Origin of the sequence: Prochlorococcus sp. MIT 0603, assembly GCF_000760215.1 — a bacterium.
GTDB lineage: Bacteria > Cyanobacteriota > Cyanobacteriia > PCC-6307 > Cyanobiaceae > Prochlorococcus_E.
This window is the reverse complement of the sequence record NZ_JNAW01000004.1, coordinates 418015-434668: the sequence shown is the minus strand read 5'-3', so window position 1 is coordinate 434668 and position 16654 is coordinate 418015. Positions and strand designations below refer to the sequence as shown.

Here is a 16654-nt window from a genome sequence, read left to right as displayed (position 1 = left end):
CCGTAGCCGCCACGTCCGCCGCCACCGCCATAGCCACCACGTCCGCCGCCGCCGCCTCCACGCGGCTCAGCTTTATTAATCCTTAGAGGCCGTCCCATTAATTCCGCGCCTTGAAGAGCTTCGATAGCAGCAGCTTCTGCTGTCTCATCAGCCATTTCAATAAATGCAAAACCTCTTTTGCGACCGGTATCACGTTCTAGAGGTAAAGAACAGTTTGCAACCTCTCCATAAGGGGCAAACAACTGAATAACATCTTCCTGCTCAGCGCGGAAGGGCAAATTGCCAACAAAAATACTCACTTGAAAATTGGACTGAAAATAAATTTAGCTAAAAGGCTGTGAAGCCTAAAATAATTAATGATCTAAATAAAAAATCATCAACCTAATAATTTTAATACCTAACAGCCTCTAGGAACAAAATCATTATTGATTTGGTGAAATAAGATCATTTTTCCATTTTTGCAATTCTTGTCGAACTCGCTCAAAACCTGTACCTCCCTCACTGACTCTAGAAGCAACTACATTTTGTGGAATAATTTTTTCATATATGTCTTCATCAAAAACAGGATGAATCTCTTGCCATTGAGCAATAGTTAAATCCTTAAGTAAAATTTTATCTTTTATGCAGAATTTTACTAAATTCCCAACAATTTGGTAAGCCTCTCTAAAAGGTATATTTTTAGATACTAAGTAATCTGCTACATCAGTAGCATTTGAAAAATCCGCTTCAACAGCTTTACTCAAACTTTCATAAGAAAATTCCAAACCTTCTTCTAAAAGAATTGACATTGCTTTTAAAGAATCAAATACAGTTGTAAATGTATCAAAGATAGCCTCTTTATCTTCTTGAAAATCCTTGTTATATGCTAAAGGAAGACCTTTAATCATAGTCAAGAGAGCTTGAAGATGCCCAAACACTCTTCCTGTTTTACCTCTTACTAATTCAGGTACATCAGGATTCTTTTTTTGAGGCATCAAGCTACTTCCTGTAGAACATCTATCCGTAAGATATATAAAAGAAAATTCTTCTGAAGCCCATAAAATAATCTCTTCTGCTAAACGGCTTAAATGAACCATTATCAATGATGAAGCAGATGTAAACTCAACAGCGAAATCCCTATCACTAACTGCATCTAGGCTATTAGCATAAATACTAGAAAAGCCCAATTGTTCTGCGGTACTTCTTCTATCAATTGATAAAGATGTACCGGCCAAAGCTGCTGCTCCTAAAGGACATATATTTACTCGTTTTCTAACATCTAATAAACGATTCCTATCTCTCTGAATCATCTCAATATAAGCAAGCAAATGATGAGCTAGAGATAAAGGTTGTGCTCTTTGTAAATGCGTATAACCAGGAATAAGAGTAAATATATTTTGCTCTGCTTGATTAAATAAAGCAATTTGTAATCGCTTTAGCTGTATATCCAATTCATCAATTCGACGCCGCAACCAAAGCCTTAAGTCTGTGCCAACTTGATCATTTCTACTTCTAGCGGTATGTAGCTTTTTACCAAGTGAACCCAGAAGAGAAGTTAAACGACGTTCAACAGCCATATGAACATCTTCATCAAGATCATCGGGTTTAAAATTGCCTTGAGAAGCTTCGAAACGGATTTTCTCCAAACCATCCTCAAGTTGAGCAGCCTCAGCAGAGGTAATCAAACCTACTTTCCCAAGCATTCTTGCATGAGCTATAGAGCCATCAAGATCTTCCTCAAGAAGAACAAAATCAAAGGCAATAGATGCATTAAAGGTTTCTATGAAAGGATTTAACCCTTCTTCAAATCTTTGGCTCCAAGTTTTTACCAAATTTGCTAATCCATAACTTTTATCTAATAAAGCAGTTTGTACTCTTCTTGTCAGGCAGTTGAATTATTTACTTGTAGAAGATCAGGTTCATCATGAACCTTGAGAACAACCATGGAAGCATCATCCTCCAAATGATGATGATCCCCAACAAACCTGTCTAAACGGTCAAAAAGATTATCTAAAATAGTCTGAGCCCGTGAAAACTCCTTAGCAGATTCGTCCAATAAAGAAATTAAGCGATTTTCATTAAATCTTTCTCCAGCCATACCCATAGCCTCAGTAACTCCATCTGTGTAATAAAGGAGAACATCACCAGGCTGAAGAACAACCTCTCCACAAACATATTCTGCATCTGGTTGAAGCCCAATTAGGAGTCCGAGTGCATCTAAACGAATAATTTCTTTTTGCCTTGATCTCCAAAGCAATGGGGGATTATGAGCAGCATTTGCAAATCGCAATTTTTTTGAGATTGGCTCAAAATCAGAATAAAACAGGGTGACAAATCGATGAGATTGAGCCAAATCAGCAAGAGCAAGTTGATTTAAATCATGCAAAATTCGATCAGGTGGCAAATCACTTAAAATCTCTGCTCTCAACATTCCTCGCAGCATTGTCATTAACAATGCTGCAGGAATTCCTTTACCCATCACATCACCTATTACTAGAGACCATCGACCTCGTTCTTTGTTAACTCCTATCAACTCCGATTTAGTAGACATGAAATCGTAATAATCACCTCCAACCTGTAATGCTGGTCTACAAGAAGCTGCAAGTTCTACACCTTGAATTACCGGACAATGATCAGGCAGCAATTGAGACTGAATTTCAGCACCTATACTCACTTGTCGATCAACACTTTCATGATACCGAGTCTGTTGAAGTAAGAAATGATTTTCAATTGCAACTGCTGCAAGATCTGCAACTAATTGCAAATGACGACAATGAATATCACTAAATTTAAAAGATTTTTTCAAGTCAAAAGCATAAAGTCTGCCACGTTGGATTCCTCTGGCTACAAGAGAAGTGGAAAAAACAAAAGAATTAGAAAAATAACTTTCAACTATATGGTCTAAACCTTTTAAATCAGTTTCTTGTTGGGCAAAACCAACTTCACTCCCTTTCTCGAAATTTAAAATTTGACGAATTAATGAATCCGAATTATCAATAGGCTCACAATAAATCTGATCCCTTGAAATACGTCCATCAACATGAAAAGGAATCAACAAACAGCCACCAACCCCGACCAATTTAGACGCTAGAACTGGGATAAGCTCCAAAAAACGATCTATATTAGTAAAATTTCTAAGAGCAAAAGATAGTGAAGCAATTAACTCCTGATTTCGCTTTTGTTCATTTGAGAGACTATCTAGTAAATCTCTTAAAGAATCATAAGGATGCGAAGCAGAAGAAACAGAGTTCTTTCGAGAGGGAATTGGAGGATTAGTGCTCAATCCACAATGTCAGAAGGATTAAAAAAATAGCAAAGTTTTTCTAAAGAAACTACATATCTCATCGATTCGATAAAAGAGCCTCTACAAACTCAAAACTTTTAAAAGGTCTTAAATCTCTAATTCCTTCACCAGCTCCAATAAAACGAATAGGTAATTTAGCTTGTGATGCAACTGCAAAAGCAACACCACCTCGAGATGAGCCATCAAGTTTAGTAATGACAACACCTGTAAGATTGGCAGACTTTGCAAAAGCCATTGCTTGACTCAATCCATTTTGACCCTGGGTTGCATCAAGAACTAATAAAGATTCGACTTGCGCTTCAGGTGCAAGTCGATCGATTATTTTTCTTACCTTACTTAATTCTTCCATTAAATTATTTTTAGTTTGAAGTCTTCCAGCTGTATCTACTAATAAAAGTTCAATATTTTTTGACTTAGCAGCACCTATAGCATCAAAAACAACAGCAGCAGGATCAGCATTCGGAGTATTATTTGCTATTACAGAAACACCACTTCTCTGACCCCAAACTTTTACTTGCTCAACAGCAGCAGCTCTAAAAGTATCAGCAGCTGCAATTAATGCAGAAAATCCACTGATCAAGGATAAATTAGCCAACTTACCCAAAGTTGTTGTTTTACCAACACCATTCACACCCACTAATAACCAAATATTTAAAACATTATGTTTAGGAACCAATTCAATCTGTCCACTATCTTCAATTGGTTTATCAACTATCTCACAAAGTTGCTCTTTAAGAAAACGTAAACCTTCTTTAGAATCTAAAACTTCCTCATTTAAACGAGTTCTTAAGGAATTAATAATTTTGTCAGTAGCATCTACACCTGCATCAGATCTTAAGAGTAATGTTTCTAATTCATCTAATACTTCAGGTGTAAGAGGATCATCACCAAATTTATCAAGCAAGTCTGTAACAAATCCTTTCCGGGTTTTTTCAAGTCCCTGCTGTAGTTTTGAAAGCCAATTAATTTCATCTAAAGAAATATTATCTACACTTTTACCTTGAGATTTTAATACATTTGCAGACCAAGTGAAGTTGTCATCAAAATCACCTAATTCCTCATCTACTTTAGGAAGTTCTATAGATGAATCAATTCCTTTATTCTTTAATTGGTTATTATCATCAAAAGATGAAGATACTTCTATATTCGATTCAATAATAGATTGACTATTTTCGAGTGAATCTTGTTCTTTCTGTTGTTGTTTTAATTCAGCTTGCTTTTTCTCATCTTGCTGAAGTTTTAATTTTTCATAGGCTTGTTTAGCCCATTCCAATGTATCATCTTGTTCTTTTAGGCTAGAACCATTAGGTAATTTATTGTCCTTTTCTTGATTCATAGGGTGATTAAAAGTTTATTGTTAATTATTTTAAATCAAAATAAAAAGATGTCTAAGAAAATCTATTTTGCAATCTTCTTAAAACACCATTAATCATTTTCCGACCTTGGTCATCACTATAACGATTAGCAAGATTAACTGCTTCGTTACAAGTAACTGGTATAGGTGTTTTCAAATTATACAAATCCACATAAGCCAAGCGTAAAATATCTTGATCAATACGAGGCAAGCGTTTTAATCTCCAGCCATCCATAACACTATCAAGCGAAGAGTTGATATCAGTAAAATTTTTAATAACCAAATCAACTCTATTAATCGCTTCTTTACGAATATTATCCTGATCACTGAGGGTTAGTAATCTTGAAAGCTCAAAAGTATCTGACAAAATATTTATGATATTCTCTGATTGTTCCAAACATTTCGTTAAATGAACACGAGCTTTTTTTAAATTATCAGATTCATATATTTCACTATTAAGAAGCTCTTGTTGCCCTAACTCTATTTGAATAGCACAATAATCTAACTGTTCTCGCCAATGAGTCATCAGTGTATCTAGAGCCATATTCAAAATATCATCTAATGATATTGTATTATAGTTTTTAAGATGATCTTCTGAAATTTGTCCTAAAAACAAAAGAGAAACTTCTCTTGCTAAAGATCTGGATTTCATCATTAAAGATTAAAATAATTAATTTTTATTAGTCAATGAAGATTGAGAAGACCTAGCTCTAAATTGTTGAAATAAACTAGAAAAAGTAGCATTACTAGAAGTATTCCTTTCATCAGGATTCACAATGCCAGCTGAAATAATTGTTCTAAATGCATCTTCTACTGAAATATTTAAATCTTTAACAGAAGATTCTGGAACAAGTGTATACCAACCTGTCGTTGGGTTCGGGGCCGTAGGGATGAAAACACTTAAAAGTGTCTCATCCAACTCAGGCTGCAAAGATGGTCCAACTAAACCAGTAACAAAACCTACACTAAATAAACCTTCACGAGGATATTCAACTAAAACAACTCTTCTAAATCTTGTGGAATTATCACCAAGAAAAGTTTCTAATAATTGTTTTAGAGTCTTATAAACAGAGCCTGCCAATGGAATTCTCGATAGAGTTCCTTCTCCAAATTCTAAAAGCCATCGTCCAACAAAATTCCTAGCCATCAAACCTATCAACAAGATCCCCAACAAAGGGACTGTTAATCCTAAAGCAAGATTAATAAGGTCCTGAAGGATAGGGTTGAGAGTAATGAAAGGATTTAATTGCTTAGGAATAGAAGTTAAAAATGCAAGCACAAACCGACTAACTATCGTAGAAAGCCAGATTGTTGTAGCTAATGGAATAACCACCAACAAACCAGCGATAAGGTCGTTTTTAAGATCCTGCTGCAACCTCGATGGCAGAGTAAGATCTTTGCTAGGAGATGACTGAATCAAGAAAGATCAAATGCCTTTTCACTAGTTTATTAAACTAAATTACACAATTGAGTTAAATAAACGCTTTTTTAATGGAAATACTCGAAATAAAACCTGAAAAGTAACTTTTCAAGCATTTAAAAACCATGGCTTCCACCCAAGATCAATTAAGCACAGAACTGAAAATAGAGGCGCAAAAATTTGGATTTAATCCTGTTGGAATTGCAAGAATTCCTGGCAGCGAAAGAATAAAGATGAGAAATGAATCACTAGAAAGATGGATCAATGCAGGCCATCATGCAGATATGCAATGGATCAAATCACCCGCACGATTAAATCCTGAGATACTTCTAAAAGATGTTAAGAGTGTTTTAGTAGTAGGACTTAACTATTTCACAATTCCAAAGAATAAAAACGCAAAAACGGCTTTAATAGGAAGATATGCCTGGGGCAATGATTATCATAAAGTGATTGAAAAAAGATTAAAAAAAATAGGAAAATGGCTTGAAGAAGAAAGACCTAATGCTAAATGGAAAATCTGTGTAGATTCAAAGCCATTACTTGAAAAAGCATGGGCAGAAGAAGCTGGATTAGGATGGATTGGTAAAAACAGCAACTTAATTAATTCAAAGCAAGGATCATGGATGGTTCTAGGCAGCCTACTAACAACAGAAGAGTTAACAGCAGATAAACCAAGCATTTCATTATGTGGAAAATGTCAAAAATGTATCGATTCATGCCCTACACAAGCAATAAGTGAACCGTTTGTTATTAATTCAAGAAAATGTATTGCTTATCATAATATTGAAAATAGAAATAAAGATATTCCTAAAGAAATTCAAAAATACATGGGAAATTGGATTGCAGGCTGTGATATTTGTCAAGAAGAATGCCCTTGGAATCAAAAAGAACTTCCAACTAGCCAAGACCCAGATACTCAAGCTAAAGAATGGATATTGAAATTAACAGCTGAAAATGCAGTGAAATTAAATGATGAAAAATGGAAAAAACAACTTCAAGGGTCTTCATTAAAAAGAATTAAGCCATGGATGTGGAGAAGAAATGCGAATTATATTTTAAAAAATACTTATTCAAATAATAAAAAATCTCAATGAGTATTAGAAATAAAAAACAAACACTCTGTTATTTAATCTGTGGAATTCTAAGTGTAAATATATTATCAACAATTAAACCTGCAAATGCTTTTGTACCGTATGTTTATTTGCCAAATGAAAAAACACTAAAATACACAAGTATTGAAATAGGTTTAACCGCTTCTAGATATATTCAATATGGAAAAATAAAAGAAGCTCTAAGTTTAGCAAAACTGGCATTAAGTTTAAACCCCAATGAAGTTGAATTATGGATTATTCTTTCAAAAGCACAATTAGGCAATAATAAGCTTTCAGAAGCTTATATGTCTATTGAAAAAGCTAAGGAAATCAATGAAAAAAGTCCAGCTATTTGGTATACAAAAGCATCAATTGAAATGCAGATGGGAAAAACAGAAAAAGCAATAAAATCAATAGAAAAAACAATAAGTCTTGATAGATTTAACAGTAATGCTTATTTTCTTTTAGGAAATGCAAGATTAATCCAGTTAAACTATACCAAGGCTTTAAAAGCATTTAAAAAAGCAGCAAGTATTAACCCTAAATTTTGGCAAGCAATTAATAATGAGGGGTTAATATATTATGAATTAGGCTTCAAAAACAAAGCAATATCAACTTGGAGAAAGGTAATAAAAATTGAATCCGATCCTGAACCAAAGCTTGCATTAGCAATTGCTTTATATGCACTTGATAAAAACAACGAAGAGGCTATTGAATTAGCTAAAAAAGCTTTACAAGAAAGTCCTAATTACTTATTTCAAGAACATCAAGAAAGTCAATTGTGGGGGAAAAAGCTTCAAGAAGGTAGCAAGAAGCTTTTCAATAGTCAAAAATTAAAGAGTGTAATAAGTACAGCTTCTGCGAATTCCAACCTTAAAAATAAAAAAGAACAATAAAAGTGGTAATAAATAGAAAATATTTGTACTGTGAATCATCTGGGAATTTTAAACGTTCCTAATTTTGATGGCTAAAGAGCGTCTTCAACCCATATCGCTGCATCAAGAAATGCAGCGTTCTTATCTCGAATACGCGATGAGCGTAATCGTGGGAAGAGCATTGCCAGATTGCAGAGATGGACTGAAGCCAGTTCAAAGAAGAATTTTATATGCAATGCATGAATTAGGTTTAACTCCTGAAAGACCTTATAGAAAGTGTGCACGTGTAGTAGGAGACGTACTAGGAAAATATCACCCTCATGGAGATCAAGCTGTCTATGACGCACTAGTGAGACTAGTTCAAGACTTTGCAAGTAGATATCCAGTACTAGATGGTCATGGAAATTTTGGATCGATTGATGATGATCCACCAGCAGCCATGCGTTATACAGAAACACGTTTGGCTCCTATTGCTAATGAAGCTCTCCTTAGTGAAATTGATTCAAAAACTGTTGATTTCAGCCCTAATTTTGACGGTTCGCAACAAGAGCCAGATGTATTACCAGCACAATTACCTTTTTTAATTCTTAATGGATGTGCAGGAATAGCTGTAGGAATGGCAACGAATATTCCTCCACATAATATAAATGAAATAATTAATGGATTAATAGCACTTATAAAAAAACCAAATTTAAATGATGCAAAATTAATAGAAATTATTCCAGGACCAGATTTTCCAACAGGTGGAGAAATACTAATAAGCAATGGAATACAAGAAACTTATTTAAAAGGAAAAGGAAGTATACCTATGAGGGGAATTACACATACAGAAGAAATAAATCCGGGAAAAGGAAAGCATAGGAAAAAGGGAATCGTAATTACTGAACTGCCATACCAAGTTAATAAAGCGAGTTGGATAGAAAAACTTGCAGAACTAGTTAACAATTCAAAAGTTGAAGGAATAGCTGATATAAGAGATGAAAGTGATCGTGATGGAATGAGAATAGTTGTTGAATTAAAAAGAGATGTTGAGACTGAACTTATAAAGAAATTTTTATATCAAAAAACAAATTTACAAACTAATTTTAGTGCGACATTATTAGGACTAGTAAATGGACAGCCAAAACAATTATCATTAAGGGAATTATTAACTATATTTTTAGAATATAGAGAATTAACTATCATTAAAAGAACTAAAAATCAATTAAAAAAGATACAAGATAGATTGGAAGTTGTTGAAGGTTTAATAAAGGCTCTTAGAAATCTAAAAATAGTAATAGATCTACTTGAAAATGCAAAAGATGCGATTGAAGCCAAAATAAAATTAATGAATGCTTTGAAGCTTAATGAAAGACAATCAGAAGGAATTCTTGCAATGCCATTAAGGAAACTTACAAATTTAGAGACGCAAGCATTATATAAAGAATCCGAAGTGCTAAAAGATGAAGAAAATAGTTTAAAGAAACTTTTAAACAATAGAGACGAATTGCTATCTGTAATGATAAATGAATTTAAACACCTTAAAAAGCAATATGGATCTAAAAGAAAGACCAAACTAATAGAAGGTGGAGATGAATTAGTTGCAGAAAGAAATGCACAATTACGACCTAATGCCGAGTTACAGAGAAAACAAGCTTTCGAAAAACTAGCAAAAGACGGATATTTATTAATACAAGATGACAATCAAGTGAAAATATTGCGTCCTCAAATTCTTGATAAACTAAATCTTACAAAAAGTTGTTTATTAGGTGACGAGCCTTCACCTGGTAGATTAATTTGGCCAATTGAAAAGCAACCAAAAATTCTTGCAATAACAAACCTTGGTAAGGTAGGTTTATTAAAATGGGAATTTGCAGGAAATCATCCTGGAACAATAGATAAATTTATACCATCAGGACTTGAAGAGGAAGAAATAACAAGCTTGTTGCCATTATATAAACAAAACAACCTCAGTATTGGATTACTTACTAGTGATGGAAGGTTCAAAAGAATAGATCTTAATGAAGTAATCGACATGTCCGGGAGAGCAGCGACAGTTTTAAAACTTAAAGAAAAAATAATATTAAAAGCATCTTTTTTATGCCCATTAAATGGATATTTAATTATAGTTAGTGATATTGGAAGAATATTAAAAATTAAAATTACAGAAGAATCTCTCCCACTTATGGGGAAACTTGCACAAGGTTCAATTATCTTAAGATTATTTCCAGGAGAAGAAATCGTTGGAGGAATAACAGTGGGTGAAAATGAAAAAGCAGATATAGTTCTAATCAGTGAAGAAGGAACTGTAATAAAATATTCAGTCAATGATATAAGGTTGTGTAACAAAGGTGATCTAGGAACAATAGGAATTAAATTGCAAGAATACAAAAATAAAAAAGATAGAATTATACAAATTTATAACGGAAATCAACTAATAGGAATCAAAACAAACCATGGAAGAAATGGTAGAGTAGATTCTAATCAAATTAAAGAATTATCTACAAATATAGAGCACAAAAAAGCATTTAATTTATATGAAAATGAATTTTTAGAAAAAATCATACCATTAACAAATAAAAGAGAATAAAGTTTAAGAACTATATTTAGATTCAACCCATTCCAGGTATTCTTCACTTACGTTACCTGTAACATAATGTCCATTAAAACATGACATATCTAGATGTTGAACATCAGATCTTTTAAGTATAGCTGATTCTAAATCATTAATTTCTTGATAAACTAAAGAATCTGAAAGCAATAGATCTTGAACTTCATTAATAGATTTATTATAAGCAATTAACTCGTGCTTTGAAGGCATATTAATTCCATAAACATGAGGATATCGAATCGGAGGTGCAGCTGAAGTAAATATCACTTTATTAGCACCTGCAAATTTAGCCATTTGAACAATTTCTCTAGATGTAGTGCCTCTTACAATTGAATCATCTACAAGTAAAACATTTTTACCTTTAAATTCACTACTCATAGCATTTAACTTTTGACGAACTGATTTCTTACGCTGTGCTTGACCAGGCATAATAAATGTTCTTCCTACATAACGATTCTTAAAAAACCCTTCTCTATATTCAAGACCTAGCTGCCTAGCAACTTGCATTGCTGATGGACGTGAAGAATCAGGAATAGGCATAACAACATCAATATCTCCAGAATTAATTTGTTTTTTAATTGTATTTGCAAGATTATCTCCCATTCTTAACCTTGCTTCATAGACTGATATACCATTCATTACAGAATCAGGCCTAGCTAAATAAACATATTCAAAGGAGCAAGGAAATAGTTGTGGATTACTGGAACATTGCTTGGAAAAAAACTCACCTTCATCTGATATAAAAATGGCTTCTCCAGGTAATACATCACGAACGACGTCAAAATCATTATTTTCTAACACTAGAGATTCACTTGCCACTATCCATTCTTGTTTTCCTTGTTCATCAAATCTTCGGCCTAAAACTAAAGGCCTAATACCAAAAGGGTCTCGAAAAGCCAATAAGCCATATCCAGATATCAAGGCAATTGCTGCATATGAACCTTGAACTCTCTTATGAAGTGATGAAATTGCAGTGAAAATATTTTCAGGACTTAAAGAAGTATTATGAATATTGGATTGTATTTCTGTAGCTAAGATATTTAATAACATTTCAGTATCACTAGAAGAATTAGTATGTCTTCTATCAATACTAAAAAGTTCTTTTTCTAATTCTCTAGTATTAGTAAGATTTCCATTATGAACAAGTATAATTCCATAAGGTGCATTTACATAAAAAGGTTGTGCTTCATTTTCACGATCTGCCGATCCTGAAGTTGCATATCTTACATGACCAATTCCAATATCTCCTTTTAAAGCTCTCATATTTCTAGTTCTATAGCCTTCTTTAACTTGCCCTTTAGCTTTATGGATATGAAATACATTACCATCCATTGTTGCTATTCCAGTAGAGTCTTGACCTCTATGTTGAAGTAACAGCAAACTATCATAAATTTGTTGATTAACTTGTTGATTAGAAACTACGCCTACTATGCCACACATAAATTTTCTCCTAAATAATAAAATAAATTAAAAACATTTTTATTTTTTACTAGATAATATTCTTTTAGGAATAGAACTTTCAAAAGTTTTTTTCATTTCTGGAATTGATAAATTAACTAAGTTCAAATGATTTTTATTAATTTTAAGAATATTACTATTATTAACTGTTCCTAATAATAAAGATGAAAAAGAGTTGGAATTTTCTTTAATGCAAGTTTTAAAAGCATTGATATTACTAGGATCAATACTTATTAAAATTCTAGAGCCTCCTTCTCCAAATAATAGATTATCTATACGATTAAAAGTTTCTGGTAAATAACAAGTTGCACCTAAATCAGATGACATACATGATTCAGCAAGAGCAACTACTAACCCACCATCACTTACATCATGAGCAGATTCAATTAAACCTTTCGAAATTAACTCTCTTACGAAGGATTGAACAGATTTTTCAACAGCAAAATCAATTAAAGGAGGCCTTCCTGTTTCTTTTCCAAAAATAGTTTCAAGATAAGTACTCGCACTTAAAGAAAATTCTTGCTCTTGAGATACTAATGAAGTACCTATTAAGAAAATCTGATGATCAGACTTAATCCAACCTTGTTTAACAATTTTATTAATATCATCAATTAAACCAATCATTCCAATAACAGGGGTTGGTTGTATTGGCTGCTTATTACCTTCTAATGATGCAGTTTCATTATATAAAGATACATTACCTCCAGTAACAGGGGTTCCCAATGCTAAACAAGCTTCAGTAATACCTTTACAAGCCATAGCTAATTGCCAATAACCAATTGGATCATCTGGTGAAGAAAAGTTCAAATTATTTGTAATCGCTAAAGGTGTAGCTCCAACACAACTAATATTTCTTGCAGCCTCTGCAACAGAAGCAATTGCTCCTCTTTTTGGATCTAAAGCAACCCATCTATTTGGACAATCTACTGTCACAGCAACTCCACGATTGGAATCAATTAAATTATCATCTAATGACCTTAACCTAATAACAGCTGCATCTGCAGCTCCAGGTACAATAAGAGTATTATTTTGAACTTGATAATCATACTGATTGTAAATCCACCGCTTTGATGCAATATTAGGAGTATCTAATAATCTTAAAGTAATATCATTCCAATTGATTTCTTGATTATTTAATGGATGAACAATACCTAAATCATTAGGCAAAGGTAATAAAGATTCATTCCATTTCCAATGAGATTGAATATGGTCTGGAACTTTATTAATTAAGTGATGTTGATTGATAGGTGTATTTTCAGCCAAAGCATCTGCTGGCAAATTAACAACAATTTCATTTTTATAAGTCACGCGAACAATATTATCTTGCAAAACTTTTCCAACAACAGCAGCATATAATCCCCACTTCTTAAATTTATTCATTATATCCACCTCAGAGCCTGGCTTCACAACAAAGAGCATGCGTTCTTGAGATTCAGAAAGCAAAAATTCATACGGTGTCATATCTTTTTCTCTAGCGGGAACTAAATCAAGATTTAATTCAATACCAACACCACCTTTCGCAGCCATTTCTGAACAACTACAAGTAAGACCAGCTGCACCCATATCTTGAGCAGCAATAACATCTTCTGTCTTAAAAGCTTCTAAACATCCTTCAATTAAACCTTTTTCTAAAAAAGGATCACCAACTTGTACTGCTGGACGATCATCAATGGAAGAATTTGTTAATTCAGAGCTTGCAAAACTAGCTCCTCCCATACCATCTCTTCCAGTAGTACTACCTACGTAAACAACTGAATAACCAATGCCAGAAGCCCCAGAACAAACAATGTCATCGGTTTCCATTAAACCTAAAGCCATTGCATTAACTAATGGATTGCCCGAATAACTCTCATGAAAACCAACTTCTCCACCAACAGTAGGTACTCCTACACAATTTCCGTAATGAGCGATTCCAGCAACAACACCTTCTAATAATCCAATATTTTTGTCCTTATCTAAGGGACCAAATCTAAGAGAATTCAAGAGGGCAATAGGTCTTGCACCCATGGTAAAAATATCTCGCAAAATACCACCAACTCCTGTTGCAGCACCTTGAAAAGGTTCTATCGCAGAAGGATGATTATGACTCTCTATTTTAAAAGCTAATCTTTGACCTTGACCTAAATCAACAACACCAGCATTTTCACCAGGACCAACAAGAATATTCTTACCTTTTGTTGGAAAATTGGATAACAAGGGTTTTGAATTCCTATAACAACAATGTTCTGACCACATAACACCAAACATTCCTAACTCTGTTCTATTAGGACCTCTTTTTAATCGATTACATATTTCAATATAATCCTGATATTTTAAACCTTCTTTTTTTAAGGCCTTAAGAACATCATAATCAACTGAAAAAGCAGGGTTTTCAAGTATTCGAGTAAATGCCAATTCATTCATATCTAAATCCATGGATCTTCTTCATTATCATTATATATATCAGTTCTATTATATTCTTTTTGATCAAAATAATTATCATCAATATCTGAATCAGAAAAATCATCAGTAATAGTTCTCTGTGAATTATCTACTAAAGGTTCATCTAACCAACCCTCTAATTTTTCATTTGCCAAATTAGATATTTCAACAAAATTCTCCCTAATCTTTTTACTTTGTTTTAAAAAATCCTGCCTAAGACTACTTTTAACAAGAGGTAAATCTTCTAAATTATAAATAGAAGATGTTACACATCCTGGTTCTTGATCGAGTATACAATCTAAATCAAATCTCCATCTACTAGTTCCCGGTATCTTAGGATTAGTACGGGAAACTAAATAATATAAAATATTTCCAGTTTTAGTATCAAAAATCAAGTCAGCTATATTAGCAATTTTTTCTCCATTTTTATTCAATAATGATGCCTCAAGTAAAGTCGGAAATCTATTAATTGTTGCCTGATCAGAATCAGCAGGGTCTCCTTTGACTATAACTTCTTCATGTCTAATAGATTTAATTTGATCTAACCGCCATACACTTCTTTTTAAACTTATTTTAGAAGGTCTACTAGCCCAACCTAATAATCTATGAACAGGAGGATACATCCAAGCTATAACACCAGTACCATGATCTATACCATAGTTACAGCGAACATTTTGCTGTAAAAGATTACTTAAAAGATACTGTGTAGGAATAGACAATTTAAGAACGTATTTGTACTGGCATCACTAAATAAATAAAACTTGTATCTTCATCGGAAGGCGTGAAAATAGCTGGTGTAGTAGGAGCATTGAATTTTAAAGAGATATTATCAGTATTAATAACCTTCAAACCTTCAAGTAAATATCTTGAGTTAAAAGCTATTTGAATATCTTCAGAATCAAACTTTATTGGAATAGATTCAGAACCACTACCTAAATCTTGAGCATCAGCAGTAATATTTAAAATATTTAATTTTTTATTAGTTGCTATTTTAATAACGTTATTATGTTGTTCAGCTAAAACTGATATTCTATCTAAGGCGGAAATAAATATTTTTCTATCTAATATCAATTCATGTTTAAAAGTATCTGGAATAAGCTGTTTATAATTAGGGTAAGATCCATCTAATGTTCTTGTAGTTACTATTTGATCAGAAGATATAAAAACAACTTGTCCTTGGTCATAAAAAAAACTAATTTCTGTATTCGAATTACAAGTACTAAGAAAACGTTCAACTTCTCTTAATGATCTTGATGGTAAAGTAATTTCAATAGATTCCTGATTTTCTGAGTTATTCGATGATGTAGATAAAACTTCAGTAAGATTTAAAACAGCTAATCTATGTCCATCAGTTGCTGCTGACTTTAAAGAAGTTCCTTCAAAACAAAGATTAACTCCTGTTAAAATTTGTTTTGCTTCATCAGAGCTACTAGCAAATAAGGTGGATTTTAATGCATATGCAAAAGAATTAGAATTAACTTTCAAAAATGATTCATTTTGAACAATTGGTAATTCTGGGAAATCATCTGCAGCCATAGATCTAACTTGATAAATTCCACTTTTACTTATTAATTCAACTTGATCAGTAGATTCATTTTTAACAAGGGTGATAGGAAATTCAGAGGAAAGTTTTGAAATAATTTCACCAAAAAGTTTAGCTGGTAAAGTTATTGCACCACTTATTTCAACTGAAGCATTTAATGAAGTTTGAATTCCTAAATTCAGGTCAAAACCAGTAAGACTTAATTTCCCAGTTCCTTCATCAGCTGTTAGCAATATATTCGCTAATACAGGATGAGTTGGTCTAGTAGCTACAGCTCTACTAACCAATTGTATAGCTGAATTTAATTCAGATTGTGAGCAAACAAGTTTCATCAATTCAAGCTACCTGCCTCAGAATAGAAATGAAAGCCCTCTTTGTCATTATTTTAAAATCAATTATTTCTATTTTTAGAATACTTCTAAATTTCTTAAAAAATTAAATAATACAGTAGTAGTAGTACCTGAGGAATCTGTGGAAAAGCCTTAAACCCTTTGTTTTAATCGGACTTTAAGATAATTTCGACTGTTAATAAGTTTTTGTAAATTGTGGAGTTGTTTTATCTATTCACAGCTTCTGATTATTTTGTGAAAAAAAATTTTTGTTTTGTTTTGTTTTCCAC

Annotated in this window: 13 protein-coding genes; 3 read left to right on the top strand and 10 right to left on the bottom strand. The window is 32.9% G+C overall.

Annotated elements, in window-relative coordinates:
- The 6 genes from EV07_RS09185 to EV07_RS09160 form a co-directional block, all read right to left on the bottom strand.
- Positions 1 to 299: RNA-binding protein (locus EV07_RS09185; RefSeq protein ID WP_036919712.1), on the bottom strand; the 299-nt coding region annotated here is incomplete at its 3' end.
- Between the two features lie 123 nt (positions 300 to 422).
- Positions 423 to 1811 carry an argininosuccinate lyase gene (gene argH, locus EV07_RS09180; protein ID WP_036919709.1) on the bottom strand — a complete coding sequence of 463 codons (1389 nt, stop codon included), beginning with the start codon at positions 1809 to 1811 and terminating at the stop codon, positions 423 to 425.
- Between the two features lie 50 nt (positions 1812 to 1861).
- Entirely contained in the window at positions 1862 to 3262 is a 1401-nt protein-coding gene (locus EV07_RS09175; protein WP_036919707.1) for a PP2C family protein-serine/threonine phosphatase, read from the bottom strand.
- Between the two features lie 58 nt (positions 3263 to 3320).
- The gene (ftsY, locus tag EV07_RS09170; protein ID WP_036919706.1) at positions 3321 to 4619 is read right to left on the bottom strand and encodes a signal recognition particle-docking protein FtsY; all 1299 of its coding nucleotides are present in this window, start codon (positions 4617 to 4619) and stop codon (positions 3321 to 3323) included.
- Between the two features lie 52 nt (positions 4620 to 4671).
- Positions 4672 to 5289 carry a transcription antitermination factor NusB gene (gene nusB / locus EV07_RS09165; protein WP_036919704.1) on the bottom strand — a complete coding sequence of 206 codons (618 nt, stop codon included), beginning with the start codon at positions 5287 to 5289 and terminating at the stop codon, positions 4672 to 4674.
- An 18-nt stretch (positions 5290 to 5307) separates the two neighbouring features.
- A complete protein-coding gene (locus EV07_RS09160) occupies positions 5308 to 6057 on the bottom strand; it encodes a DUF502 domain-containing protein (RefSeq protein WP_036919702.1) in 750 nt (249 codons plus the stop codon).
- 125 nt (positions 6058 to 6182) lie between these two features.
- On the opposite strand from EV07_RS09160, the gene queG reads away from it, so the two are divergent.
- From queG to EV07_RS09145, 3 genes are all read left to right on the top strand, one after another.
- A complete protein-coding gene (queG, locus tag EV07_RS09155; RefSeq protein ID WP_036919700.1) occupies positions 6183 to 7151 on the top strand; it encodes a tRNA epoxyqueuosine(34) reductase QueG in 969 nt (322 codons plus the stop codon).
- Positions 7148 to 8044 (top strand): tetratricopeptide repeat protein, encoded by an 897-nt coding sequence (locus EV07_RS09150; RefSeq protein ID WP_036919697.1) that lies wholly within the window; start codon positions 7148 to 7150, stop codon positions 8042 to 8044. Before queG ends, EV07_RS09150 begins: the two co-directional genes overlap by 4 nt.
- 67 nt (positions 8045 to 8111) lie before the next feature.
- Positions 8112 to 10592, top strand: coding sequence for a DNA gyrase/topoisomerase IV subunit A (locus EV07_RS09145; protein WP_036919696.1), 2481 nt, complete (start codon positions 8112 to 8114; stop codon positions 10590 to 10592).
- 3 nt (positions 10593 to 10595) lie between these two features.
- Here the strand turns inward: EV07_RS09145 and purF are convergent, their stop codons facing one another.
- Genes purF through dnaN form a run of 4 tightly spaced genes read right to left on the bottom strand, consistent with a single transcriptional unit; the run spans position 10596 to position 16367 of the window.
- Positions 10596 to 12053: an amidophosphoribosyltransferase gene (gene purF, locus EV07_RS09140; RefSeq protein WP_036919693.1), complete on the bottom strand. Its 1458-nt coding sequence runs from the start codon at positions 12051 to 12053 to the stop codon at positions 10596 to 10598.
- 39 nt (positions 12054 to 12092) lie between these two features.
- Positions 12093 to 14486 (bottom strand): phosphoribosylformylglycinamidine synthase subunit PurL, encoded by a 2394-nt coding sequence (gene purL / locus EV07_RS09135; RefSeq protein ID WP_036919690.1) that lies wholly within the window; start codon positions 14484 to 14486, stop codon positions 12093 to 12095.
- On the bottom strand, positions 14477 to 15211 hold the full coding sequence (locus tag EV07_RS09130; protein WP_036919689.1) for a PRC-barrel domain-containing protein: 735 nt from the start codon (positions 15209 to 15211) through the stop codon (positions 14477 to 14479). The genes purL and EV07_RS09130 overlap by 10 nt, the downstream gene beginning before the upstream one ends.
- A 1-nt stretch (position 15212) precedes the next feature.
- The gene (gene dnaN / locus EV07_RS09125; RefSeq protein WP_036919687.1) at positions 15213 to 16367 is read right to left on the bottom strand and encodes a DNA polymerase III subunit beta; all 1155 of its coding nucleotides are present in this window, start codon (positions 16365 to 16367) and stop codon (positions 15213 to 15215) included.
- Positions 16368 to 16654 lie beyond the last annotated feature (287 nt).